Annotated in this window: 24 protein-coding genes; 15 read left to right on the top strand and 9 right to left on the bottom strand. The window is 46.6% G+C overall.

All coding sequences use genetic code 11. The features are described 5' to 3' along the window. Positions 1–5: 5 nt before the first annotated feature. Both ABJ081_04095 and ABJ081_04090 read right to left on the bottom strand, forming a co-directional pair. The gene (locus ABJ081_04095; protein MEP6355843.1) at positions 6–983 is read right to left on the bottom strand and encodes a YVTN family beta-propeller repeat protein; all 978 of its coding nucleotides are present in this window, start codon (positions 981–983) and stop codon (positions 6–8) included. 3 nt (positions 984–986) lie between these two features. Continuing rightward, positions 987–2,084 carry an ABC transporter substrate-binding protein gene (locus tag ABJ081_04090; protein ID MEP6355842.1) on the bottom strand — a complete coding sequence of 366 codons (1,098 nt, stop codon included), beginning with the start codon at positions 2,082–2,084 and terminating at the stop codon, positions 987–989. A 241-nt stretch (positions 2,085–2,325) separates the two neighbouring features. On the opposite strand from ABJ081_04090, the gene pedF reads away from it, so the two are divergent. The 9 genes from pedF to ABJ081_04045 all read left to right on the top strand — a co-directional run bounded on the left by pedF (position 2,326) and on the right by ABJ081_04045 (position 11,227). Beyond that, entirely contained in the window at positions 2,326–3,045 is a 720-nt protein-coding gene (gene pedF, locus ABJ081_04085; GenBank protein ID MEP6355841.1) for a cytochrome c-550 PedF, read from the top strand. Between the two features lie 11 nt (positions 3,046–3,056). Next, a complete protein-coding gene (locus ABJ081_04080; protein MEP6355840.1) occupies positions 3,057–4,004 on the top strand; it encodes a transporter substrate-binding domain-containing protein in 948 nt (315 codons plus the stop codon). A gap of 358 nt (positions 4,005–4,362) precedes the next feature. Then, the gene (locus ABJ081_04075) at positions 4,363–5,493 is read left to right on the top strand and encodes a TRAP transporter substrate-binding protein (GenBank protein ID MEP6355839.1); all 1,131 of its coding nucleotides are present in this window, start codon (positions 4,363–4,365) and stop codon (positions 5,491–5,493) included. Between the two features lie 96 nt (positions 5,494–5,589). Beyond that, positions 5,590–6,228 (top strand): TRAP transporter small permease subunit, encoded by a 639-nt coding sequence (locus tag ABJ081_04070; protein ID MEP6355838.1) that lies wholly within the window; start codon positions 5,590–5,592, stop codon positions 6,226–6,228. Further along, positions 6,228–7,571 carry a TRAP transporter large permease subunit gene (locus ABJ081_04065; protein MEP6355837.1) on the top strand — a complete coding sequence of 448 codons (1,344 nt, stop codon included), beginning with the start codon at positions 6,228–6,230 and terminating at the stop codon, positions 7,569–7,571. The genes ABJ081_04070 and ABJ081_04065 overlap by 1 nt, the downstream gene beginning before the upstream one ends. Before the next feature lie 40 nt (positions 7,572–7,611). Continuing rightward, on the top strand, positions 7,612–8,922 hold the full coding sequence (locus tag ABJ081_04060; GenBank protein MEP6355836.1) for an amidase: 1,311 nt from the start codon (positions 7,612–7,614) through the stop codon (positions 8,920–8,922). Between the two features lie 29 nt (positions 8,923–8,951). Further along, positions 8,952–9,149, top strand: coding sequence for a hypothetical protein (locus ABJ081_04055; protein MEP6355835.1), 198 nt, complete (start codon positions 8,952–8,954; stop codon positions 9,147–9,149). A gap of 18 nt (positions 9,150–9,167) precedes the next feature. Then, positions 9,168–10,136: a D-glycerate dehydrogenase gene (locus tag ABJ081_04050; GenBank protein ID MEP6355834.1), complete on the top strand. Its 969-nt coding sequence runs from the start codon at positions 9,168–9,170 to the stop codon at positions 10,134–10,136. Positions 10,137–10,333: 197 nt separating this feature from the next. Beyond that, positions 10,334–11,227 (top strand): MBL fold metallo-hydrolase, encoded by an 894-nt coding sequence (locus ABJ081_04045; protein ID MEP6355833.1) that lies wholly within the window; start codon positions 10,334–10,336, stop codon positions 11,225–11,227. Here the strand turns inward: ABJ081_04045 and ABJ081_04040 are convergent. Then, positions 11,222–12,058 carry a polyhydroxybutyrate depolymerase gene (locus ABJ081_04040; protein ID MEP6355832.1) on the bottom strand — a complete coding sequence of 279 codons (837 nt, stop codon included), beginning with the start codon at positions 12,056–12,058 and terminating at the stop codon, positions 11,222–11,224. The two genes, ABJ081_04045 and ABJ081_04040, sit on opposite strands and share 6 nt — an antisense overlap. 153 nt (positions 12,059–12,211) lie before the next feature. Here ABJ081_04040 and ettA point away from each other — a divergent pair, with 153 nt between their 5' ends. Further along, on the top strand, positions 12,212–13,867 hold the full coding sequence (gene ettA / locus ABJ081_04035) for an energy-dependent translational throttle protein EttA (protein MEP6355831.1): 1,656 nt from the start codon (positions 12,212–12,214) through the stop codon (positions 13,865–13,867). 12 nt (positions 13,868–13,879) lie between these two features. Further along, positions 13,880–14,068: a hypothetical protein gene (locus ABJ081_04030; protein ID MEP6355830.1), complete on the top strand. Its 189-nt coding sequence runs from the start codon at positions 13,880–13,882 to the stop codon at positions 14,066–14,068. Between the two features lie 117 nt (positions 14,069–14,185). On the opposite strand, the gene ABJ081_04025 is transcribed toward ABJ081_04030, so the two are convergent. Further along, positions 14,186–14,539 (bottom strand): DUF2513 domain-containing protein, encoded by a 354-nt coding sequence (locus ABJ081_04025; protein ID MEP6355829.1) that lies wholly within the window; start codon positions 14,537–14,539, stop codon positions 14,186–14,188. A 229-nt stretch (positions 14,540–14,768) separates the two neighbouring features. On the opposite strand from ABJ081_04025, the gene ABJ081_04020 reads away from it, so the two are divergent. Continuing rightward, a complete protein-coding gene (locus tag ABJ081_04020) occupies positions 14,769–15,179 on the top strand; it encodes a hypothetical protein (GenBank protein ID MEP6355828.1) in 411 nt (136 codons plus the stop codon). Here the strand turns inward: ABJ081_04020 and ABJ081_04015 are convergent. After that, entirely contained in the window at positions 15,176–15,832 is a 657-nt protein-coding gene (locus tag ABJ081_04015; GenBank protein MEP6355827.1) for a class I SAM-dependent methyltransferase, read from the bottom strand. The genes ABJ081_04020 and ABJ081_04015 overlap by 4 nt on opposite strands. 3 nt (positions 15,833–15,835) lie before the next feature. Continuing rightward, the gene (locus ABJ081_04010) at positions 15,836–17,134 is read right to left on the bottom strand and encodes a DUF3419 family protein (protein MEP6355826.1); all 1,299 of its coding nucleotides are present in this window, start codon (positions 17,132–17,134) and stop codon (positions 15,836–15,838) included. Positions 17,135–17,429: 295 nt separating this feature from the next. On the opposite strand from ABJ081_04010, the gene ABJ081_04005 reads away from it, so the two are divergent. The 3 genes from ABJ081_04005 to metF all read left to right on the top strand — a co-directional run bounded on the left by ABJ081_04005 (position 17,430) and on the right by metF (position 20,523). Beyond that, complete coding sequence (locus ABJ081_04005) at positions 17,430–18,533, top strand: DUF2336 domain-containing protein (GenBank protein ID MEP6355825.1); 1,104 nt, start codon at positions 17,430–17,432, stop codon at positions 18,531–18,533. Positions 18,534–18,613: 80 nt separating this feature from the next. Continuing rightward, the gene (locus ABJ081_04000; protein MEP6355824.1) at positions 18,614–19,591 is read left to right on the top strand and encodes a metalloregulator ArsR/SmtB family transcription factor; all 978 of its coding nucleotides are present in this window, start codon (positions 18,614–18,616) and stop codon (positions 19,589–19,591) included. A gap of 17 nt (positions 19,592–19,608) precedes the next feature. Beyond that, positions 19,609–20,523, top strand: a complete 915-nt coding sequence (gene metF, locus ABJ081_03995; GenBank protein ID MEP6355823.1) for a methylenetetrahydrofolate reductase [NAD(P)H] — start codon at positions 19,609–19,611, stop codon at positions 20,521–20,523. 3 nt (positions 20,524–20,526) lie between these two features. On the opposite strand, the gene ABJ081_03990 is transcribed toward metF, so the two are convergent. Genes ABJ081_03990 through ABJ081_03980 form a run of 3 tightly spaced genes read right to left on the bottom strand, consistent with a single transcriptional unit; the run spans position 20,527 to position 23,455 of the window. Next, positions 20,527–21,537, bottom strand: coding sequence for a response regulator (locus ABJ081_03990; protein MEP6355822.1), 1,011 nt, complete (start codon positions 21,535–21,537; stop codon positions 20,527–20,529). Then, positions 21,534–22,940 (bottom strand): ATP-binding protein, encoded by a 1,407-nt coding sequence (locus ABJ081_03985; GenBank protein ID MEP6355821.1) that lies wholly within the window; start codon positions 22,938–22,940, stop codon positions 21,534–21,536. Before ABJ081_03985 ends, ABJ081_03990 begins: the two co-directional genes overlap by 4 nt. Beyond that, a complete protein-coding gene (locus ABJ081_03980) occupies positions 22,913–23,455 on the bottom strand; it encodes a heme NO-binding domain-containing protein (protein ID MEP6355820.1) in 543 nt (180 codons plus the stop codon). Before ABJ081_03980 ends, ABJ081_03985 begins: the two co-directional genes overlap by 28 nt. Positions 23,456–23,507: the final 52 nt, after the last annotated feature.

Below are 23,507 nucleotides of genomic sequence, written 5' to 3'. Positions count from 1 at the left end.
TATTCCTAGTTCGGTCTGAAGGCTGCACCCCAAGGGAAGCGTCCTACCTTGATGCTTTTTTCTGCTTTTAGGCTTTCAACACCGATAACCGTGACGTCGCCTGACACGCCATTTGTTGTAAATAGTTTGCTCTCATCGCCATTGAATGCCATGTGCCAAACGCGGCGACCGACGAGGATATAATCCACCACCTCATAGGTTTTTTGATCGACAACGGCCACATGGTTTGATGGGCCGAGCGCCACAAAAACATAACGACCATCTTTGGTCATTTCAAAGCCTACTGGTTGAACCCGGTCGGGGTGAACGCCTTTTACTTTAAAGCTGATTTTTCCTTTTTCGGTTTGATCGCCGGTATTAAAAATAGTGATCGTGCCGCCAATTTCTGCGCTTACCCAAAGTTCGGAGCCATCGTGGGTGAATTCTGCGTGACGTGGGCGCTGGTCGACCAATGAATTCGCGATAATCGCCTGTTTTTTGGTATCAATCCAGTGGGCCATATTAGTGGTTTCGCTGGTTGTAATTGCAATCTTGCCATCAGGTGAAACAGCCATGCCCTCCGGCTCGATACCAACATCAATTTGAGCAACGACTGTGCGTGTTTGGGTATCGACAACGGTGGTGATCGCATCATCTTCATTGGCGATATAAAGATGCCGGTTATCAGGATGTAAAATAAACTGTTCAGGGTCTTCGCCTGAGGGTAACTCGTGAAGCACCTTGCCAGTATCAGGATCAATCACTTGTACTGTGTCGCTATCCGAGGCGCAGACGTAGAGAACTGAATAGTCGTGCGAAAAAATAATCCCGCGCGGTCTCTCACCCACCTCTATGGTGCGGGTGACTTCCAAAGTGTCGGTATCGATAACGCTTATGGTATCGTCTTTTTCATTGGTCACCCAGATTTCATCTGCAAAAACGGGGCTTGTTAAGAGGGCGGTGCTTATCAAAAGGCAGGCTGTTTGTCTTAAAAATTGTGACATGAATTACTCCGTAAAAGATGTGCATGACGATTCACGTATATCTAACCCCAAAGTATCAAGTTCATTGTTTTTATGCAGAAAACCTTCCAATGGTGCGTTGGCAATCACTGCGCGTGAATGGGAGAGCGGAATGGGTTGGCGTAATTGGCCGTTCCACTTTCTAAAGGTCAATGGACGGCCTTTAAAGCCAGCTAATTGAAACTTGTCAGACAATATGTAATCGCGAATTTTTTGTAGCTCATTTGTATTTGTGCGTGTGACAGCTTCACCAATCACGCGCATTGCGGCCCAGGCAGCAAAATCTATGGCCTGCATTGGGCGGGCTTTTTGTTTTTGAAAACGTTTTTGGAGTTGAGCAGCGCCATGTTGTTCAACCGATGGGCTCCAAGCCGTGGGAACAATACCTTCAGATCCAGCCGTTGGTCTTGGTAACCATGTATTGTAAAGTACGTAGCGCCCAAAGTCTCCCGGCTCATCGGCGATGATCAGCATATCGTGGTCGGGTAGGTCTTGTGTGAAGAGGGGGACTTCTTGAGAGGCGTTGCGCCGCATATCTGAAGTATAAAGCCATTCTTTTTGGGCAACAAACTTTATGCCAAATTTCTTGGCGGATTTCTCAAGCGCGACTTTAAATGCAAGATCCCCCGGCAACACACCATAAAGCATCGCCCATTTGGTCCATCGTTTTTTGAGAGCAAATTGTGCCAAGGCATCAGACAGCATTGAACGAGAGGGTAGTGTGTGCAGAACATTCACGCGACATGAGTCATTGCGTAGGGCATTGTCTGGTGCACTCACATTCAGCAAGAGTGCGTTTTTTGCTTCTGGAAGATCGGCTACCGCAATGAGGGCCTCGCGCGGTGCATTGATTATTAGATAAGGTGTTTTTTCTAAGAGCTGTTTTGCAGCTGAAGCAATATCGCCGCCTTCATTTACAATGGTTGTTTCAAGACTATAGCGATGTTTAAGGAACTTGCCGGTTGTCTGATTGTCAGACAAGCCAACCTGTGCCCCGGCTAGGCCTTGATCATCCGGTGTGGCTTGAAGATTTGATAAAACGGGCGGCTGAGGAACGATGAGCTCAAGATAACCAACGGTCATAGTCACATCTGCTCGTGCGATGCTCAATGACCATAAAATCATGAGTAGTGTTGAAACTATTTTTCTAATCAACGGCAGTCTATCCCCCACTCAGTCGTATTTAATATGTACATAAGTTTCCATGAGCTTACAAACAACTTAGATTGAATGGCAATAGATATATGATTATGCGGGTTAGTATATTTTTGTTGCTGATTAAAACGAGATTGATTAGCGTGAGCGCATATTTAGGGAGGAATTTATGCAATTTAGATTTTTTGTACTGGCTGCCGCAAGCCTTGCAACTGCATCATTCGTTCTAGCATCATTGGGTGATGTTAAGGCTCATGGTGATGTTACCCCACAAGCCGTCGATACATCAGCATTGCCGGATATTGGAGAGGAATGGCTTGAAGAAAATCCATGGCGTGATCCTGCTACGCCTGAATGGAAAGTGGCTTTGCAAGTTGGTGCTTCTGGCTACAATCAAAATTGTGCCCGCTGTCATGGCCTTGAAGCGATCTCAGGTGGCCTAGCCCCTGATCTGCGATATTTGGAGGCCAATATAGATGGCGATGAGTGGTATTTAGAGCGCTATCAAAACGGCTATACACAAAACGGTATTACTAAGATGCCAGCCTTCGGGGATCTGCTCGGTCAAAAAGCAGCTTGGGCAATTCGTAGCTATATTGAAGCTCGGCCTGATGATGGCGCTTTGGATGAGCATAGCGACCGCTTGAAAGAGATACGCGATCAACTCAAAACCATTGCAGCTAGCGACAAGTCAGCCGCAGATACTGCAGTAGAAATTGCGCCACTGCGTGAAGAGATGGACGTGATTGCAAAATCTATCGTTACCGCTTCTCAAGCACCTGTTGCTGATTCAGCGGCGTCACGGGCAGTCGCGCTGCTTGATGGCTCACAAAATAGCTTAGTGGCCGCGGCTGAAGCTTTAACCGTTGGCCTATCGGCCGCTGAGTAGTCAAATAGTCCATGCGTTATCATCTCAGTTATTTAATTTTGATTGTCATGCTGACTGCCCTACAGGGGCAGTACGCTTCCCAATCGCTTTTTATTACGCGCGCACATGCGCAGGCGAATAATTGTGAGAATGTACGATTTGGGTTTGGGCATTATAGCAAGCCACAAAACACTGGCCGCAATATTATTGGGCAAAGCCTGGATGATATCCAAGAACGCGGATGGATGCTGTTTTCTGTCTATGAAGACTTCCCGCCGTATTCTTACAACAAGGAAGGGGAGCTTGTTGGTATTGATATTGATCTATCCCGTTTGATTGCTAAAGACCTCGGCGTGGAGGCGCGGTTTTATATCACCAGTGCTGCTGAGAATGTTGATGCGGATTTGCGCAATAACATTTGGAAAGGCAGTCTGGTTGGCGGTCAAATTTCAAATGTCATGATGCACATTCCCTATAATCGAGAGCTTGTTTGCCGCAACGAACACGTGGTTTTGGGGGGGCATTATTTTAACGAGACGATTGCTATTGCTTACGACAAAATGGGCTATTCGGATAGCCTGCCAACCCCTGCTTATTTCAGGTTTGATAGTGTTGGTGTTGAAAATGATACAATTTCAGATTTCTATCTATCAAGCATTGCTGGTGGACAGTTGTTAGCAAATATGAAGCGATATAAGAGCACCGCAGAGGCAATGAGTGCATTGGATGCTGGCGAGGTAAAAGCCGTTATGGGTCCGCTTGGACAGCTTGAACACGGTTTGACCGAACGCCTTGGTGTGCACCAGCCACCGTTGCCGGGATTGGCCCTTGGAAATTGGACGCTTTCGGTAGCAACGAATTTTCGTTGGCGACCTCTTGGATATGCCGTGGAGGATGCCATTATTTCAGCCGTGCAAGATGGCCGTATGGAGAAGATTTTTTCAGATCATGGGCTCAGTTATCATAAGCCTGAATGGTAGAAAAATGATTCGCGTTGCGCTCTTCTTTTACCATTTGATTATGTGCTTCATCAATTCTGCGTAATGTGTCAGAAAAACCGTTTTTAGTTTATGGTCCAAAAGAATTCTTAGTGTGTGGTAATTTATTGTTTTTTGATAATTAAATCAATGGGTAGCTTGTAGACTTCAATTAATTCTACGCCGTTAAATTGCAAGAATTATTATAATAATAATAAGTGTTATTCCTTCTGGTAAATAATAATTCGCTTGCATTGCTTGTTGCTTCGGGGTCTTTTATAATCACTTTGTATGCGTTTAGGATCGGGAGAATGTAGATCTGTGAGCGCAATATTAAAATGACAATCTTGGGAGGATGTCTATGTCTGAAACGACCACACAATCACGTCGTAAATTTCTAAAAGGTAGCCTACTTGCTGGTGGTGCTGCTGCAACTGCTGGCACGCTTGGCGCGCCACACATTGCGAAAGCTGCGACAAAATTGACTATGCAGGGCTCATGGGGCGCAAGCTCAATTTTCTCTGACATGGCGAAACAATATACTGACCGCGTCAACAAAATGTCCGGCGGTGCGTTGGAAATCGAATATCTGCCAGCTGGCGCTATTGTTAAAGCGTTTGCGGTTCAAGATGCTGTTAATGATGGCGTTCTTGATGCAGCTCACTCTGTACCAGCTTATTGGTATGGTAAGAACAAAGCAGCGTCTTTGTTTGGTACTGGCCCGATCTTTGGTCCAAATGCGCATCAGATGATTGCATGGATCCATTATGGTGGCGGTAAAGAGCTCTATAAAGAACTCGTTGAAGACATTCTGGGTCTCAATGTTTCTGCGTTCTTCGCAATGCCTATGCCGGCTCAGCCGCTTGGTTGGTTCAAAGAGCACATTACATCTGCTGATCAGATGCAAGGTCTTAAATACCGCACAGTTGGTCTTGCGACTGACGTTATGCAGGGCATGGGCCTTAAAGTGACACAGCTTCCAGGTGGTGAAATTGTACCAGCGCTTGAGCGTGGTGTGATTGAAGCGTTTGAGTTTAACAACCCAACTGCTGATAGCCAGTTTGGTGCACAAGATGTGTCTAAGCATTATCACCTCGGTTCATATCACCAAGCTATTGAGTATTTTGAAATCTTGTTCAACAAGCAAAAACTCGAAAGCCTTTCAAGTGAAGAGCAAGCAATCTTGGAATATGCTGCTGAAGCGGCTAACACAGCAAACTACGGTCTTGCTATGGATACATACTCCAAAGATTTGGATAAGCTCATCAATGAAGATGGTGTGAATGTTTATCGTACGGACGAGTCTATCATGAAAGCTCAGTTGGAAAGCTGGGATAGAGTTCTTGATGATTTGAATAAAGATCCTTTCTTTAAGAAAGTTGTCGACAGCCAGAAAGCATGGGCTGAGCGCGTTGCGTTTTATGACCTTACTAATGCGGCTGACTTCAAGCTTGCTTACAACCATTACTTCCCAGGCAAGCTCGGCTTCTAGGGTTTTTTTGGATTATAAAAGTTTCAGGACCGGGCTATTTGTCCGGTCTTGATTTGTCTACAAAGACAATTTGCGGACTGTATCGCGTGAGGGACCATGCTTAGTTTCATACATTTTATTGACCGGATCACAGAGTGGTTTGGTAAGGCTTTTGCTTGGTGTGTCGTTGTTATGACATTCGGCACTGGCTATGAGGTTTTTGTTCGTTATGCCTTGCGTGATCCTACATCATGGTCGTTTGATCTCAGTTATATGATGTATGGCACAATGTTTATGATGGCTGGCGCCTATACGTTATCGCGCGATGGCCATGTACGTGGTGATTTTCTTTATCGGCTTTGGAAGCCAAGAACACAGGGCGCGGTCGAATTTGTGCTCTATTTCATCTTCTTCTTTCCTGGTATTTTGGCCTTGATTTATGCGGGTTGGAAATATGCTGGCCGTGCTTTTAACAGCTACGATCCTGCGCGCTGGGAAGTCAGCGTTTATAGTCCTGCTGGCGTGCCTGTTTTCCAATTTAAAGCGGTTCTTGTGGCTGCGGCTATCTTGCTGCTCATTCAAGGAATGGCGCAGGTTTGCCGTTGCATCATCGCTATGCGCGAAAACGAATGGCCTCCTCATTTGGACGACGATGTGGAAGAGCTTGAAGATATTCTATTAAAAAGAGGGCCCGGCGCTATTTTGACCGAGGATTTCATTAAAGAAAACCCGGAAGTAGCCGAGGGGACTAAATAATGTTCGGATTAACTGACCCACAAATTGCGGTGTCGATGCTCGGCATCTTCATTCTGACGATTTTCCTTGGTTTTCCCATTGCCTTTACATTGATGGCGATGGGTATCGGCTTTGGCTGGTATGCTTATGGAAGCTTGAACACCATTTCATTTTTATTTGTTAATCAGACTTACTCGGTGATGAGTAATGACGTTTTGACCGCCATACCGTTGTTTTTGTTCATGGGGTATATCGTAGAGAGGGCCAATATAGTCACCCGGCTATTCGAGACGCTCTATGTGACGGCGTCTCGCTTACCAGGTTCTATGGCCGTGGCGGCACTTGCCACTTGCGCGATGTTCGCAACAGCCACAGGTATCATCGGTGCGGTTGTTACCCTAATGGGCATGCTGGCACTGCCTGCTATGATGAAAGCAAAATATGACACAAGCTTTGCATCAGGTGTTATTTGTGCCGGTGGGTGCCTTGGTATTTTGATCCCGCCATCCATCATGTTGATTGTTTATGCGGCAACCTCGAATGTTTCGATCGTCAAGCTTTATGCAGCGGCAATTGTTCCAGGCTTTATGCTTGCTGGACTTTACATGATTTATGTGATCGGTCGGGCGACCATTAATCCAAAGCTCGCGCCCAAACCGCCGCAAGATGAAACACTTAATCTCAGCTATGGGCGTATTGCTTGGATGTTGGCGACATCATTCTTCCCATTGGCTATTTTGATTTTATCCGTTTTGGGGGCTATTCTTTTTGGTCTTGCAACGCCTTCGGAGGCAGCATCTATTGGTGCGCTTGGGGGATTATTGCTTGCGATCCTTTATCGCTCGTTGACATGGGATAAGCTTCAAGAATCTGTTTATCTAACCGTTAAAACAACAGCTATGGTTTGCTGGATGTTTGTTGGCTCATGGGTGTTTTCTTCTGTCTTTAGTAAATTGGGCGGCGAGCATTTGATCCGTGACTTCGTGATTGGTCTCGATATGACGCCGGTTATGTTCCTGATCTTGGCGCAGTTCATCATCTTCTTGCTTGGCTGGCCTTTGGAATGGTCTGAGATTATCATCATCTTCATTCCAATCTTTCTGCCATTGCTGGCTCACTTTCAGGTCGACCCCTTGTTCTTCGGCATTTTGGTTGCGTTGAATTTGCAAACCAGTTTCCTAACCCCGCCGATGGCGATGGCCGCCTATTACCTCAAGGGGGTAGCGCCCCCGGGTGTTGAGCTGTCGCAGATTTTCAAAGGGGTAATGCCGTTTCTCGGATTGATATTCATTACCATGGTCGCGATTTATCAATTCCCAGCCATCGTTTATTGGTTGCCTGACGTTCTCTATCCTCCTCGTTAGGATCAATTAAAGGAAGATGATTGTGCAAGATTTACATCTCATGTCAGCTACAGACCTCTGTGAGGCTATTGCTGATGGTAGATTGACTTCGCTTGAGGTTGCAAAGGCATGCCTTGCGCGCATTACTGAGCGTGATGGCGAGGTCCAAGCTTTTGCTTATATCGACCATGAGTATGTTTTAGAGCAAGCAACGAGGCTTGATGAAATACGTGCGCGTGGATTGCCGCTTGGCCCGCTTCATGGTGTCCCAGTTGCGCTAAAGGATATTATTGACACTGGTGATATGCCCACAGCAAATGGTCTTGCCCATGATGAGGGCCGCAGGTCACGTGATGCAAGCATAACGCGCCGTTTGCGTGGTGCTGGTGCTTTGCTCTTGGGCAAGACAACGACGACCGAGGGCGCTTATTTTGAACCTACCAAAACACGCAACCCGCACAATCTAGATTATACACCTGGCGGCTCGTCTGCTGGATCAGCAGCTGCGGTTGCTGATTTTATGACGCCACTTGCGGTGGGGACACAGACCAATGGCTCAGTAATAAGACCGGCTTCATTTTGTGGTGTGGTGGGTTTTAAACCCGGCTTTGGGCAAATTGCCCGCACGGGTGTTTTGAAAATATGCCCTTCGCTTGATCAGGTCGGTGCTTTTGCGCGCACGGTCAATGATGCTGCCCTTTTATCTGATGTTCTGGTTGGGGATGACGGTGAAGATGATAGCGTGCTGCCTGCACCCGCGCCACGCTTTGCACAAACAGCCGCATCAGAAATTCCTTTAAAACCACTGTTTGCCTTCATCGCGCCCCCGGATTGGGTAGATGCACCGCAAGATGCGCGTGATGGTTTTGCTGAGCTTTGCAATATACTTGGTGATCAAATTGATATTGTGCCACTGCCTGCTATTTTTGACGGATGTGTTTCGATGCACCGCGTGATTATGGCGGTTGAGATGAGCCGCAATCTTTCTAAATATGCAGATGCCAAGGAGCCTATTTCAGACCATCTGTCGTCTATTATCGAAGAGGGCAAGGGTATATCTGCCCATGATTATCTTGCCGCCCGCGATTGGCAAGGTGTTCTTTCCAGCGGCATTGAAGAGATCATGGAGCGCTATGATGCGATCCTTACGCCAGCATCTTATGGTGAAGCGCCCAAAACATTAGATCAAACAGGCGACCCACGCGCTTGTACTTTGTGGAGTTTCACAGGTGTGCCTGCTGTCACCTTACCACTGCTTGTGGGAGAGAATGACATGCCAATTGGTGTTCAACTTGTGAGTGCGAAACATGAAGATGGTCGTTTGCTGCGTGTAGCAAACTGGTTGATTAAAACATTGAGTGCTGCTGAATAGACCTTAGCGGCTTTTGAAGGAGAAGACATATGATAGATCGCATTATTGCGCTGGTAGCCTTGGGATCGTTCGTTCTTTTTATCACTGTGGTTATCATTTGGGTGCCGGAAATTGATCTCATCATTATTTCTAGTATTTGTATGGCGATGGCCGCTTATGATTTTTATCGTATGCTGGTGCTCGTTCCCCGACGCAAAGCCGCTGCTGAAGCTGAGAAAAACGCTTAATTACACGGAATATACTCCATGACTGATAAACCTGTCATTCTTGTTCCACGCCGGTTGACCGACCCTGTTCAGGAGCGTTTGGCGCGCGACTATAATCCGGTTTTTAATATGGAAGACACGGTTTATGGCGAGCAGGAACTGATTGAACGCTGCCAGAATGTTGACGCGGTATTGCCCTGTCATTCTGAACAGTTCTCGGCGACGGTGATAGCCGCGCTGCCTGAGCGCATGAAGATTATCGCCAATCATTCGGTCGGCACCGACCATGTTGATTTGGCAGCTGCTGCAGCCAAAGGGGTCGTGGTAACCAATACGCCTGATGTTTTGTCGAATGCGACAGCGGAGATCGCCTTTTTGTGCATGCTTGGTGCCGCGCGGCGCGGGGCAGAAGGTGACGTTTTAGTGCGTGCCGGAAAATGGGATTTCTGGTCGCCATCCACCTTTATGATGGGTGTTGAGACAACCGGCAAGCGCTTAGGCATAATAGGCATGGGCAGGGTGGGCCAAGTGATGGCTGATCGTGGGCGCGGTTTTGATATGGAAGTGCATTATTATAACCGTCGCCGCTTACCTCCAGAACTTGAAAAGGGTGCGACATATCACGAGAGCGTAGAAGACCTTTTGCCTCATTGTGATGTGTTGTCGATGCATTGTCCGGCTACGCCTGAAACAACAGGTTTGATGAATAAAGCGATGTTTGATCTCATGCCTGATCGTTCTATTTTTGTAAATACGGCGCGTGGGTCGCTCGTCAATGAAGATGCGCTGATTGATGCGCTGAAATCGGGTAAATTGTTTGCCGCTGGTCTGGATGTTTTTCAAACAGAACCGGGTGGAAACCCTAAATTATCTGAGTTACCCAATATCTACATGCTGCCACATATTGGCTCTGCTACTTATGATACGCGCGATGCTATGGGCTTTCGGGCGCTCGATAATCTTGATGCTTATTTCGCAGGCCATGAGCCACATGATCGGGTAGCTTAGATCTTTTTTTGTTTGGCTTTTTCGAGAGCGTCCTTTGTGTTCGCGTCTCGTCTATTGGTCAAGCGCAACCTCATTCAATAATAGTTTATTATGCTAATATTTTTCCTTTCTTTGAAAAGGTGCTTCTGTATACTAGGTTATATAAGGTGTATTATTCTAATAATATTGAATTTATGAGGGATATGATTGTGTCTGCCATGAAGCCGATTATAGATGTTATCAGGCCTGATGTTGCAAGTTTCTTTGATGAGGAGACGAATGCGGTCTGTCATATTGTCAAAGACCCTGCATCAAGTGCTTGTGCGGTGATTGATTCCATTCTCGACTTTGAAATGGCGTCGGGTACGATCAGTACCGGATTTGCCGATATGATTATTGGCGAGATCAACAAGCGCGGTTTAAAAGTCGGATGGGTGATTGAGACCCATGTTCATGCGGATCATTTATCCGCTGCTCCTTATATATCGGAGAGAACGGGCGGTAAGCTTGGCATCAATGCGCGCATTGACGAGGTGCAAAAGGTGTTTGGGAAAGTGTTTAATGCTGGCACTGATTTTGAAATGGATGGTAGCCAGTTTGATGCTTTGTTTGAGGATGGTGCTACATTTAAAATTGGCACAATGGATGTGAATGTTATACATACGCCGGGCCACACGCCAGCCTGCCTCACCTATGTGATGGGGGATGTCGCTTTTGTGGGCGACACATTGTTTATGCCCGATTTTGGCACTGCGCGAGCAGATTTCCCAGGCGGAGATGCACGTGAGCTTTATCATTCAATTCAAAAGGTCTTGGCTTTGCCTGATGAGACACGGTTATTCCTGTGCCATGATTATAAAGCGCCGGGGCGGGATGTCTTTTGTTGGGAGACGACGGTCGCGGCAGAAAAAGCTGATAATGTGCACGTGGGGGCGGGTAAAACGGTTGATGAATTTGTTGCCTTTCGTACCGCGCGTGATGCGCAGCTATCCATGCCGAAGCTTATCATTCCATCCATACAGGTGAATATGCGTGCAGGTCAGTTGCCACCTGCAGAAGATGACGGAGAGCATTATTTGAAAATTCCGGTCAACCGGCTGGGGCGCCTATAATTTTGGCCCGCCATTGACGGTGCTTAAAAGCTTCAGTTTTTCCCATGCCCGCACAATATAATCGGTCCTGAAACCATGCCCACCGTCATAGAGGCATAGTTCAAGAATTTTAGCGTCTGGATTGGTTTTGCGGATGCAGGAAAGTTTGTCGGTCACATTTTTTACATCGCCAATATAGTCACCATTTTTCTCATACATCGTCAGCACATCAAATACATTGCCTTGGCGAGCTGGACCGATGCGACGACCTTTTAAGGGAACGACTTGATCCTTTGCGCCGTGATAATGGATGACGTTTGCGGGCGGTGATGGACAGCTTTGTGGGTGGGGCGCCCAAAAGGTGCCAGACATGGGCACGAAGCCCACAAATTTTTCACTGCGCTCACAGGCAAGCGTCCATGTCATCATGCCGCCAGCGGAAAACCCTGTCATCAGCAGTTTGGACGTATCTATGGAAAAACGCTTTTCCACGTCAGCAATCACATTGTCAAAATACTCTAACTCGACCCATTCTTCAGGTGGATGCTGTGATGGCGAATTGGGAATATGCCAGTCGGGGCCTGCGGATTTTACGGAGATCAAAGCAAGCCCAAGATCGCTGGCGGCTTTTCCTAATGATTTGTTGTTCATGGCGCCGCTGGCATTGCCTTTATATCCATGGGCATAAATGATGGCGCCTATAGGCGTTTTGCCGTCATGGCCTTCAGGTATGCGGATACGGTAATGCCTGTCATTCTCTATCTCGCAGTTGCTATCCGGCCCACAGGCTAGAGTGGGCGCTGCTATGAAAAGTGAGGGAATGAAAAGTAGTGTGGCTAAAAGGCTGCGCATCAATGGCTCCTATTGGTTATCCTCTTATATGCGTCACAGGCGCGTTTTTTCCACCTCAAATGCTCGTTACCGCGATAGAGTGTCATAGATACCTTGCGTGGAGGCTTTGAACCTCTTAAACAGACGCAAATCTCTTCAAGTTTAGGATATCCCATGGCGCGCGAATTTATCTATTTCATGCAAGGTCTCTCGAAAGCCTATACAGGCGGCAAAAAGGTTTTGGATAATATCCATTTGTCTTTTTATCCTGATGCGAAAATTGGTGTGCTTGGGCCAAATGGCGCAGGTAAATCGACATTGCTTAAAATCATGGCGGGTCTTGAGAAAGATTTCACCGGTGAGGCTTGGGTCGCTAAGGGTGCAACCGTTGGCTATTTGCCGCAGGAGCCGCAGCTTGATGAGAGTAAAGATGTGAAGGGCAATGTCATGGAAGGCGTTGCCAAACTGCAGGCCATTTTAGATCGCTATAATGAGCTGGCGATGAATTATTCTGAAGAAACGGCTGATGAAATGTCAGCGCTTCAAGATCAGATCGACGCGGAGAATTTGTGGGACCTTGAGAGCAAGGTGGAAATGGCGATGGATGCGCTGCGTTGTCCGCCGTCTGATAGTCCTGTTACTAATCTTTCTGGTGGTGAGAAGCGCCGCGTTGCGCTTTGTAAGCTTTTGCTGTCTGAGCCTGATTTGCTGTTGCTTGATGAGCCTACCAACCACCTTGATGCGGAAACAGTCGCATGGTTAGAGAAGCACTTGCGCGAGTTTAAGGGTGCTGTCCTCATCATCACTCACGACCGCTATTTCCTCGATAATGTGACCGGCTGGATTTTGGAACTCGATCGCGGCACGGGCATTCCGTATGAGGGCAATTATTCGGCCTATCTTGAAGCGAAAGCCAAGCGCTTGAAACAAGAGGGGCGCGAGGATGAAGCGCGGCAAAAAGCACTCGACCGCGAGCGCGAATGGATTTCATCCAGCCCGAAAGCCCGCCAAGCGAAATCAAAAGCGCGGATCAAGGCTTATGATGAGCTTCTTAAGCGTAACGAAGATCGCTCACCGACAAATGCGCAGATTGTTATCCCATCGGGACCGCGTCTTGGCGATGTGGTGATTGAAGCCGATAGCTTGAAGAAAGGTTTTGGCGATCGTCTTCTCGTGAATGACCTCTCCTTCAAACTGCCACCGGGCGGTATTGTCGGCATCATCGGGCCGAACGGTGCCGGTAAAACAACCCTGTTCAAAATGGTTACAGGGGCTGAAGAGCCTGATGGCGGTTCGGTGCGTTTGGGCGATACGGTGAAGCTTGGTTATGTGGATCAAAGCCGCGATGATATGGATCCGAAGAAATCCGTTTGGGAAGAAATTTCTGAAGGCAATGACATCATCCACCTTGGCAAACGCGAAGTGAACTCACGCGCTTATTGCTCGACGTTTAATTTCAAGGGCGGCGACCAGCAACAGCCGGTTGGCACGCTTTCGGGCGGTCAGCGCAACCGTGTGCATTTGGCAAAAATGCTGAAATCGGGCGCGAATGTCCTCTTGCTCGATGAGCCAACCAATGATCTGGATACGGAAACTTTGGCAGCGCTTGAAGATGCGCTCGAAGATTTCGCAGGCTGCGCCGTGGTCATCTCCCACGATCGTATGTTCCTCGACCGGTTGGCAACGCATATTCTGGCCTTTGAAGGCGACAGCCATGTGGAATGGTTTGAGGGCAACTTTGAAGATTATGAAGAAGACAAAAAACGTCGCCTTGGACCAGATGCGGTAGAAAATCCACGCCGGATTAAATATCAACCATTCACGCGGTGATGGGGTGATTTTATGAATATTCTTCGTGGACTGTTCGGTATCGTTTCTATTTTATTGGCCTGTGGTCTGCTTATTTTTACGCATGAAAACTACACATCATTGGAAATAGATTTGGGTCCCATAGCGCCAATTATCTTATTAGTAATAGGATTTGGCTTTGTGATGTTTGGCCTCATCACCTTTTTAAAAGCTACTCGTTAGGGGTGGAAGTTTTGGTGAATTTTGTACGGCACCTATTTGGCACTTAAAGCCGTTGAGGTTTCCAGGGTTTGGTAAGTGGTGAGGATGTTATAAGTTTTGAAATAAAGAACGAAATGCTTAACCTAAGTCAATGCCTAGTTTTGTTTTGGCGGCGTCCTTCGCGTAAGCAACAGCTAGCTCTTTCAAAATGCCTAGAGTAGCACCACCGATCAATTCAGCACCTGACTTAGTTTTCTCCCATATCGAATTATCTCGAATAACCTCAAGGTAATCGTATCCTTGATTCGTCATTCGATATAAACCCTTGTTTACTGCTTCAAAAAAACCAGCATCACATAATAGTTCAGCATGTAAATATCTCTTTTTATCATCATCAGAAGCAGACTGGGATACATGTGCTATCAAATATAAATCATTAGAAGCTTCAAATTCAAAAAGTAACTCACGTATAAATTCATCATCTCTTTTCATGGCCAGCCCCATAACACCTTTTCAAGTTTCCCATAATTTCCTATTATCAAACTTTATCAAAGTAAAACTTATCGTGCATAAAAGTGACAAGATCCAGCTGGGCTTTTGTCTTTCATTTATCCCTCTTTCCCCACCAATAAAATTGCCTTTGCCTTTCCTTGTGAGAGTGATTATCTTCGCGGGCGTTCGTCATTGCGCTTATTCGTGCATAGCCCAGAAAGCTCCCCTCATGACTCTTGCCCATCGTCTTTTATTCATGCTGACAGCCGTTGCTGTGGCGCTTTGTGTTGCGACGGTTAGTTATCCGGTGGATTGGAGCCAGCCGATTGGTGAGATCTTGGGTGTTTTGATATTTGCTGTGGCGTTGATGGTGCCATTTATCATCATTTTTGCATTCACCCGATTTGTGAAAACCACGAAGATGGTTTTTGCGTTATGCGGGCTGAATGTTTTGCTGATGGGGCTTTGGATTTATTTTTTTGGTAGCACCTTTATTTGGAACCAAAGCCCTGACGCGCAAGATGGTCTGCTCTTCGCGGTTGCGCCGATTTATGGCATTGTGCTGGCTGTGGGTTTTGGCGGATTGATCTTTTTAGCCGATGTGGCGCTGCGGGCGTTGCAACAACAAAACGCTGATTAAGCGATCGTGATGCGCCACGCATAGCCGCGATAAAGCGGGGTGAAGCGGCCTGTGCGGCCTGCTTCCTTGGCAAAGGTGGCGCTCACACCTGCAAGGCTTGTGCGAGGTTTAACGTGGAAGACAGCAAGCCATTTTTGTAAGATCCAGCGAAAGAGGCCGGGTAAATTTTCCTGCTGACCAAAATCAACGATGTGGAGCGCGCCATCGGGGGCTAGAGCTTTTAATCCCTGTTCGATGGCATTTTCCCACAGTGGAATCATGGACAGTGTGTAGGAATAAAACACGTGGTCAGCATGTGTGATGCCAAACAAGGTGCTGGCTGAAAAATCAGAGGCATCGCCTTTGGCTAAGGTGATGCGATCGCTGAAGCCTGCTTTTTCTACATTGGTGCGTGCTGTGATCAGCATTTCTTCAGAAATATCCAAACCATAGAATTTGGCCCATGGATATTTGCGCGCAGCCATAATCAAATTGCGTCCCGTGCCACAGCCGACTTCCAAAACGCTCTCGCCATATTCGGGTTTTAAATCATCGAGAAGTTGATCGCGACCAAAGAGATAATACTTGCGCGTTAGATCATAGATATGGCGCTGGGATTTATAAATCCCGTCCATTTGTCCAGCATGCTTGTTATTCATAGGTTCTGTGCTCATGGTCTAGTTCTTTACGTAAAGATGGAAGCCGCCATAAATGGCTGAGCGGTCATGTTTGTTTAGGGTGAGGGATTGTTCTTCTTGATAACTCCAGCGCCCCAAGATTTCGTCAACCACGCGACCTGGTAGCAGGGAAGGCTCATCGGCAGTGCGGAAGATAACGCGCGCGCCAGTTTTGGCGGTGCGGGTGATTTGAGACCACAACTCGTTGAGCTGCTGATCGGTCATCCAGTCTTGCGCATCAAGCAGCACATAACCATCCATGCTCTCATCTGCTTCGTCTTTCAGCTTTTCGGTGACAGACTTATTGGTAACAGAGACGCGGTTGGCGCGGCTTTTGATGTGGTCAAAGTGTTGGGCCTGCAAATAGGGCGGCAACGGACCAGAGCGCCCTGTGGAGGTTGATGTACCGTCATCATTCGCGCTGTTTGGCGCATAGCCGCGACCAAAGGCCTGCCATGCAAAATAATTATCGTTCATAGAGAAATGGCACGCGAGCTTTTCTACGCGGTGTTTCAAAATAACTGACATATCGCCGCCACCCGCCAACACATCATATTGTGCTGGTGGGATGCCAAGGCCAAACAGTGATGATTTTTTTGAGGTTACCCAGCGCACAAGACGCTTGTCAAAAATCGGGGCTAATGATCCTTCAAAGAAAGAGCGTTGTTCTTCCATGGTTTTGGCTTTGGTCAGGTCTGCTGGATCAATGCCGTATAGTTTGGCAACAAAATGAGTGACGCCTATGAAATAACCGAGGAGGCCGTGGTGATAAAGATCGCGGGAAAAAAGTGTGATGCGTCTTCGAAACAGGCGGTCGCGGCCTTCCCAATAGGCTTTGGTGGGGGCGTCGATTTCATTTTGCAAGAAACGCTCATAGGTGCGCAGATTGGCTTTTTCATCCGCCTCGCCGAAAAAACGATAGAAGGTTTCATAGTTGGGAAGGGCTTCAACGGCCTTTAGCTTTAATCGGGTGAGGGCGATGTGAGCTGTGTTAAGGTCGACAGCCAAAATCTCTTTTGGGTTTTGTGTCAAATAAGACAAAACATTACAGCCGCCTGAGGCGATGGTGATCAGGCGTGATTGTGGGCCAAGCTGGAGGGCCTGCATATCCACATCAGGGTCTTCCCAGATTTGTGGATAGACGAGACCTTTGAAAAGCCATGTGAACAGACGCTCAGAAAAGCCAGCGCGGCTTGTGGCTTTGTGTTGGTAAACGGCCTTGCGTAAATGTTCGGCTTTATCTTTTGCGACAGCTTCGGTCTGTTCGGCGTCTTGTCGCTGAGTGTTTTGAGACTGCATCCAATTACCCTGATCAATCTGGTGTCAATTTGTCGTCTGCAATGCATAAATTAGCATTCACTCTAAAGCGCGCGCTATTTTTGCGCTAGGTGTTGATAATGAAATTTTTATGAAAGGTCACAAATTTGCAGCAGTGTTGTGGTGTTTGTGGTGGACACTTTATCGTTACTAAAAGCTTTCACTGGCTGTATGCAATTGAGTGAAGTTTAAAATAAATTATCAGACGCGTTTTGGATATATTTCAATATCTCATTGTTATGATGCTTGTTGAATAATGCAAACAGGCAGGTGTAAAATGATTGAGGTAACAAACGGCAAAAGTAATATTTTGTCAGCATTGAAAAATGCGGCGGGGAGTGGCGAATCCAAAGAAGAGCTATTTGGTTTTGTGTTTGATTTATTTGGTGTTGCAAAACACAGTGCAATAGAGTCTGAGCTTGAAATGTGCGAAGATGTGCTCACTCAAATGATTGGCTATGTTGAGGATGAAGCACGCATACGTATTGCGAACAGACTTGCGTCACTAGATGACGCGCCAAGGCGGGTTATGCAACGTTTGTCTTTGGAGCCTATAAACATCGCGAAGCCTGTTTTAATGAATTCAACTGCCTTGCAGGATGATGATTTGATAAATGTGGTACGGCAATGTGGTGCGGATCATCTCGTAGCGATTGCAGACAGAAAGATTGTGACGATGCCGGTTACCACTGAGCTTATTCGTATGGGAAATACGCAAGTTTGGGAACAGTTGGCACAAAATAAGGGCGCTATATTGGCTGATAAATCATTTCAGTTTTTGACCAATCGTGCACATGAAAATGAAAAAATCCAAAAAGGATTGATTGAACGGCCTGACTTGCCGCAATCGGTGGTCGAGGAAATTATTAGTCAAGCTAGCGAATCAGTTCGTGAGCAATTGGTAAAAAGCGGCCGTGGTGATTTGATGGCCCATCTTGATAAAGCAAAGTCAGTTGTCGAAAGCCGCGTTACGGCGAAGGATAATGTGCTTGGAATTGAATTTGATTCTGCTTATGCGCAAGCATTGCGGCATCAAAAATTATGCTCAGTAAAGAATATTGATATTTTGGAAGCCGCACAAAAAGATAACTTCCCTCGCGTATGTGCGATGTTCGCAATTGTTGCAGATTTTGATTTGGAAGATGCAGTTTATTGGCTTTCCATGCCGAAGATTGAACCCGCTATTGTGGCTTTTAAGGTCTTGAATTTTAGAGAAGAACTGGTGTCCGCACTGCTTAATGTGGGGCCTTGGAGCAAAATCTTGAATGATGAAATTCGCCAAAAAGCAATGCGAGCATATGCGAATCTGACGCAAGAAAAAGCAAAACGTCTTTATTTAGAGCGTCTTGAAGGATTTAACCTGCAACAAGTTGCTGCATAATATCCAGAGATCTTGTATCAATGGTTGAAAAGCTTTCTAAAATCGTATAAACATATGTTTATATGATTTTGGAGGCTTTTTTGGATACGCCTACGCACCTCTCTTTTGATACGCTTTTGGGCCGTTTGAAGGCTGCCAGTGAAGCAACACGTTTACGTTTGTTGGCCCTCTTAGCTCAGTGTGAGCTGACGGTTAGTGATCTCACGATCATTCTGGGGCAAAGCCAGCCGAGAATTTCGCGTCATTTGAAGTTGCTTTGCGACGCCGGCGTGATCGAACGTTTTCCGGAAGGCGCGTGGGTTTATTATCGCCTGGTTGATATTGGTCCGGGCGCGGCTCTTATTAGGAATTTGCTGTCTAATCTGGATAAAACTGACCCGCAATTGTTACGAGACCATGAGCGTCTTGAGCAGGTGCGCCAATCCCATGCGGATGATGCCAATAATTACTTTGATGCCAATGCGCGCGAATGGGATGATGTTCGTACGCGCCATGTAGCCGAAGCGGCTGTGGAAGAGGCCGTGCTGGCGCAGTTTGATGATGAGACTTTTAAAAATCAGTTGGATGTGGGCACTGGTACTGGCCGTATGATTGAGCTTTTTGGCGCGCGTGTTGAGCGTTCGGTTGGTATTGATGCCAATCCGCGCATGTTGTCTGTTGCGCGAAATAAGCTTGTTGGAGCTGATAACCCTGTTCAGGTACGCCAAGCGGATGTTTATAATCTCACATTCCAAAATGGCGTTTTATCTCCAGATTTTGATTTGGTGACAATTCATCAAGTCCTTCATTACCTTGATGATCCGGCCCTCGCTCTGTCAGAGGTTGCTCGTGTAACAGCTCAAGGCGGGCGTTGGATTATTGTCGATTTTGCCCCTCATACACTTGAATTCATGCGTACTGATTACGCTCATCGACGGCTTGGGTTTGCTGATGAGCAAATGCTGGGCTGGATTGAGAATGTGGGTATGACACCATTGAAAACAATGAAGCTCGATCCGGAAAAAATTTCGGACCAAGAGCTAACGGTCACTATTTGGACCGCAATAAAAGATCAGTAAAGTTTAAGGACGTCAAAATGCCGCATACACAGAACAATAGAACAAAACTTGGTGAAAAAGGCGCTAATATTAATGTGTCTTTCGAGTTCTTTCCGCCGCATAGTGAGAAGCAAAATGAAGCCTTATGGGAGTCAGTCGAGCGTTTGGCACCCTTAGATCCAAGCTTTGTGTCGGTGACCTATGGTGCAGGCGGCTCGACACGTGAGCGCACGCATAAAACCGTAGAGCGTATCGTCAAAGAAGCCAATTTAACGGCTGCGGCGCATTTAACTTGTGTTGGGGCATCATGTGCAGAAATTGACGAGGTTCTGGATGGTTATGCTGAAGCAGGTGTGACTGAAATTGTGGCTCTTCGCGGTGATTCTCCCGAAGGGGTGGGTGGTGTTTATACGCCGCACCCGGACGGTTATAAATTGACCGCTGATCTTGTCGCTGCAGCTAAACGGCGTGGCAATTTTAAGGTTGCGGTTTCGGCCTATCCGGAAAAGCATCCAGAAAGTGCTGATATTTGGGCTGATATTGAGTATTTAAAACGAAAAGTAGATGCTGGAGCAGATAAGGCGATCACTCAGTTTTTCTTTGATAATGATGTATTTGAAACATATCTCGAACGCGTTCGTCGCTCAGGGATTACAATTCCGATTATTCCAGGTATTGCGCCGGTTCTTAATTTTAACCAGGTCGCTAATTTTGCTGAACGTTGTGGCACGCATGTGCCGGCTTGGTTGCATCGCCGCTTTGAGGGTTTAGAAAATGACCCAGGTACGCGACGGCTTGTTGCTGCAGCGGTTGCGACCGAACAGGTGCTTGATTTGGTGGATCGCGGGATTAGTGATTTTCATTTTTACACGATGAATCGGGCTAATCTGGTTTATGCTATATGCCATATGCTTGGTGTGCGCGGATCACAAGATTCGCAAAAAGCGGCTTAACGTTTAAGCCGCCTTTGTCTCTGCCGTCATGACAGCGCCCTTTATGTGCTCTGCTAAATCATCGAGCGGATCATGGGATGAAAATTCTGGCAAGTGCAGCAATGATTCAATGAGTTGCTCAGGCAAACCAAACAGACGAGCAATATAGGCGGCACGAACCGTTGCCTTGCTCATGTTTTCTTCAGTCTTGATTCCAATTGCCCCCAGCATCGCGAATAAGCCGGTTGCATAGGCAAAGTCGCATGTCAGTTCATCGCAGCCTGTTTGGTGTAATTTTTTGGATACATGTTTTCCAAGTTCGGTGGCTTTTAGGTATTGTACAAGAGCCTCGTCTTTATCGGCACGCTGTGGTCCTGCATTGCCTAATCTTTCTAGCTCTAGCAGTCTGCGCAATGAAGGAGCGCCAATGGTTTTTATTGCTCGTTTTACACTCACAGTAGAAAGTGGCCTGCCGAAATAGGCTGAATTGACTAATTGTAAAACCCGCGCGGCCAAGCTTGGATCATCTTCAATCACTTGTGTAATGTCTTCCAGCGATAGGTCGTCTTTTTTCAATACATCTTGTAATTTCACAAAAACTGAAGCCGGACTTTTAAGTTCATCAAAGATAGAAACACACTCGGTCGCGGTTTTGTATCCAAGCTGTTGGCGGAGCGATAAAATGGCGTTGATCTCATTGATCAATATTGTCGGATCACAGGGCTTTGCGATAAACCTATGGCTGCGCCCGATTGTGCGATGAGTTTGCGCTTCTTCAGCTTCGCCTGATAAAATAAGCCTGATGATGCCGGGTGCCTCATGGGAGATATGTTCAAGCAAATCAGCCCCCGTAATTTCTGGCATTCGCATATCAGAGACAATCACATCGACCGGTGTTTGAGTGACCAGCTCCATGGCTGCACGACCACTTTCGAGAAAGTGCATATCCCACGACCCGCGCTGTGATCGCGTGTAGCGCCTGATGCCTTGTAAGATGTTGGGTTCATCATCAACGAAAACTATGACGGGCTTCATGCGCTTTCTCCCTCACTGTCTGCGCTTTCAAGGGGTAGGGAAATTGTGAAGGTTGTTCCAACCCCGGGCTTGCTGTCGCATTCAATCGTTCCATCGTGTTTCTGCTTGATGATCGTATAGGCAATCGCAAGACCTTGACCTGATCCTTTTCCCACTCCTTTGGTTGTGAAAAAGGGATCAAATATCTGCTTTTTGACATCATCAGGTATGCCGCTACCATTATCATTGATGCTCATTACAACGTGGCGATCAACTAATTTGGTGGCGATAGATATCGTTCCTTTTTCTTCGTTTTCACCTTCTTCTATTGCATCAGCGGCATTAACAATCAGGTTTAATATGACCTGATTGATATCACTTGGAAGGCCTGCAATTGAGGGGAGATCTGCACTCAGATCGGTTTCTACATCAGCAACATATTTCCACTGATTTCTGGTGACGGTCAGCGCGGTTTCAATCAATTGATTAAGATCAAATTCGGTTTTGTCATCTTCGCCAGGATGCGAGAATTCCTTAATCGCATTGACGATGCTGGCCACTTGGCTGATGCCATCCAATGATTGGTCAATTGATAGGGGGGCTTCTTCGTATAGAAAATCAAGCTCGATTTCTTCTGATTTATTTTTGACTGTTTCAATCAGTTTTTTGACGTCTTCATTATCGCCAAGCTTAGCACTCTCGCTCATAAATATATCGATGAGGTCTGTTAAGTCGGTGATGGTGTCTTTCATGAAGCGCAGATTGTCGCCGATATATTGAATTGGTGTGTTGATTTCATGGGCAACACCACTTGCTAGTGTACCAAGAGACTCCATCTTTTGAGCCTGACTTAACTCATGCTCAAGAGCTATGCGTTTTGCTTCTTCGCGTTTGCGCTTAGAGATATCTCTGAATATCCAGACGGAGTGCTGCCGCCCTTCAATTTCCATGCATGTTAAGCCAAATTCGAGCGGGAAGGTTGAGCCATCAACACGGTGACCGACAGCTTCATGCAATGTATCCTCATGATTTTTTCCGACTTGCATTCGCTCATCATAAATGTCTCTAGCGGTGGTAAAGTCTTCGAACAGTTCCTGCACAGTCAACTCAGCGAAATAGTCCTCACCAAGATCAAAAAGTGTGATCGCTTTTTTGTTAGCGCGAGTTACACACAGTTCGCTATTTACCAGAACAATACCAGTTAAGGTGTGATCCAAAATGGTGTCGAGTTGAACGCGTTGGCTTTCAACTGCGTCAGCCACCTTTTGCAAGACTGTATTGGTTGTATAAAGCTCACGGCTTTTCTCTTCCAGTAATGTTTCTGCCTGCATTCGAGCCAGTTTCTCGCGGGAAAGTCTGGCTTCCAGAATTTCTGGTGTTAAGCCGCCAGTTTTACTTATGCTTTTATTTTGAAGTGCACGCATTGTTCTGGTCCTCCTTGTTCCACATCTTGACGGGTGAATGTGTGGTTGCCACCAAAGTGTTCGATTGCACCAGCGATGAGACCTTCAGCGAGATCTCCCATCATACGATCTGATTTGTAGACGAGTTCCAGTTCTTCATCGGATAATCGTCTGGTCTCAATTTTGGGAAGTTTAGCGTCGGGATAAAGTTTGAGCACTTCGCAATGAATGTAGCTGTCAACCTGCTCTAGAAAGACCAGAACATCGTCAATATCAGTGAAAAAATCAGGATATAATTCATAAAATTGCCCCAACAGGTGCTTGCCGAAGACGCGGATCAGGTCGGGCACGGCTATATCAGTTTCTTTGCTTAAGTTTGTAACCAGAGAAACGATCTCGGAATGGTCATATGTCCCAACCGTCGTATAGGCGCCGCCGGATGGCAAATCGGAGGCGGATATTATATTCTCTGTTGTCTGTGGCCCGAATGAATCTTCGACCATATCTAATAATAATGTAAATACGACGCCTTTCATGACATCTCCAATATAAATTTATTTGTCTTTAAATTTCTCCGTGTCTTGAAAT

It is taken from the genome of Hyphomicrobiales bacterium, from assembly GCA_039989895.1.
Taxonomy (GTDB): Bacteria; Pseudomonadota; Alphaproteobacteria; order Rhizobiales; family JACESI01; genus JACESI01.
Note: the sequence above shows the minus strand (reverse complement) of the source record. Positions and strands in the feature narration are given on the sequence as shown.

What these genes read in the sequence shown, in the direction of transcription:
- ABJ081_04095 (MEP6355843.1), bottom strand. Translation starts at nt 983, where the DNA reads ATGTCACAATTTTTAAGACAAACAGCCTGCCTTTTGATAAGCACCGCC.
- ABJ081_04090 (MEP6355842.1), bottom strand. Translation starts at nt 2,084, where the DNA reads ATGACCGTTGGTTATCTTGAGCTCATCGTTCCTCAGCCGCCCGTTTTA.
- pedF (MEP6355841.1), top strand. Translation starts at nt 2,326, where the DNA reads ATGCAATTTAGATTTTTTGTACTGGCTGCCGCAAGCCTTGCAACTGCA.
- ABJ081_04080 (MEP6355840.1), top strand. Translation starts at nt 3,057, where the DNA reads ATGCGTTATCATCTCAGTTATTTAATTTTGATTGTCATGCTGACTGCC.
- ABJ081_04075 (MEP6355839.1), top strand. Translation starts at nt 4,363, where the DNA reads ATGTCTGAAACGACCACACAATCACGTCGTAAATTTCTAAAAGGTAGC.
- ABJ081_04070 (MEP6355838.1), top strand. Translation starts at nt 5,590, where the DNA reads ATGCTTAGTTTCATACATTTTATTGACCGGATCACAGAGTGGTTTGGT.
- ABJ081_04065 (MEP6355837.1), top strand. Translation starts at nt 6,228, where the DNA reads ATGTTCGGATTAACTGACCCACAAATTGCGGTGTCGATGCTCGGCATC.
- ABJ081_04060 (MEP6355836.1), top strand. Translation starts at nt 7,612, where the DNA reads ATGTCAGCTACAGACCTCTGTGAGGCTATTGCTGATGGTAGATTGACT.
- ABJ081_04055 (MEP6355835.1), top strand. Translation starts at nt 8,952, where the DNA reads ATGATAGATCGCATTATTGCGCTGGTAGCCTTGGGATCGTTCGTTCTT.
- ABJ081_04050 (MEP6355834.1), top strand. Translation starts at nt 9,168, where the DNA reads ATGACTGATAAACCTGTCATTCTTGTTCCACGCCGGTTGACCGACCCT.
- ABJ081_04045 (MEP6355833.1), top strand. Translation starts at nt 10,334, where the DNA reads ATGAAGCCGATTATAGATGTTATCAGGCCTGATGTTGCAAGTTTCTTT.
- ABJ081_04040 (MEP6355832.1), bottom strand. Translation starts at nt 12,058, where the DNA reads ATGCGCAGCCTTTTAGCCACACTACTTTTCATTCCCTCACTTTTCATA.
- ettA (MEP6355831.1), top strand. Translation starts at nt 12,212, where the DNA reads ATGGCGCGCGAATTTATCTATTTCATGCAAGGTCTCTCGAAAGCCTAT.
- ABJ081_04030 (MEP6355830.1), top strand. Translation starts at nt 13,880, where the DNA reads ATGAATATTCTTCGTGGACTGTTCGGTATCGTTTCTATTTTATTGGCC.
- ABJ081_04025 (MEP6355829.1), bottom strand. Translation starts at nt 14,539, where the DNA reads ATGAAAAGAGATGATGAATTTATACGTGAGTTACTTTTTGAATTTGAA.
- ABJ081_04020 (MEP6355828.1), top strand. Translation starts at nt 14,769, where the DNA reads ATGACTCTTGCCCATCGTCTTTTATTCATGCTGACAGCCGTTGCTGTG.
- ABJ081_04015 (MEP6355827.1), bottom strand. Translation starts at nt 15,832, where the DNA reads ATGAGCACAGAACCTATGAATAACAAGCATGCTGGACAAATGGACGGG.
- ABJ081_04010 (MEP6355826.1), bottom strand. Translation starts at nt 17,134, where the DNA reads ATGCAGTCTCAAAACACTCAGCGACAAGACGCCGAACAGACCGAAGCT.
- ABJ081_04005 (MEP6355825.1), top strand. Translation starts at nt 17,430, where the DNA reads ATGATTGAGGTAACAAACGGCAAAAGTAATATTTTGTCAGCATTGAAA.
- metF (MEP6355823.1), top strand. Translation starts at nt 19,609, where the DNA reads ATGCCGCATACACAGAACAATAGAACAAAACTTGGTGAAAAAGGCGCT.
- ABJ081_03990 (MEP6355822.1), bottom strand. Translation starts at nt 21,537, where the DNA reads ATGAAGCCCGTCATAGTTTTCGTTGATGATGAACCCAACATCTTACAA.
- ABJ081_03985 (MEP6355821.1), bottom strand. Translation starts at nt 22,940, where the DNA reads ATGCGTGCACTTCAAAATAAAAGCATAAGTAAAACTGGCGGCTTAACA.
- ABJ081_03980 (MEP6355820.1), bottom strand. Translation starts at nt 23,455, where the DNA reads ATGAAAGGCGTCGTATTTACATTATTATTAGATATGGTCGAAGATTCA.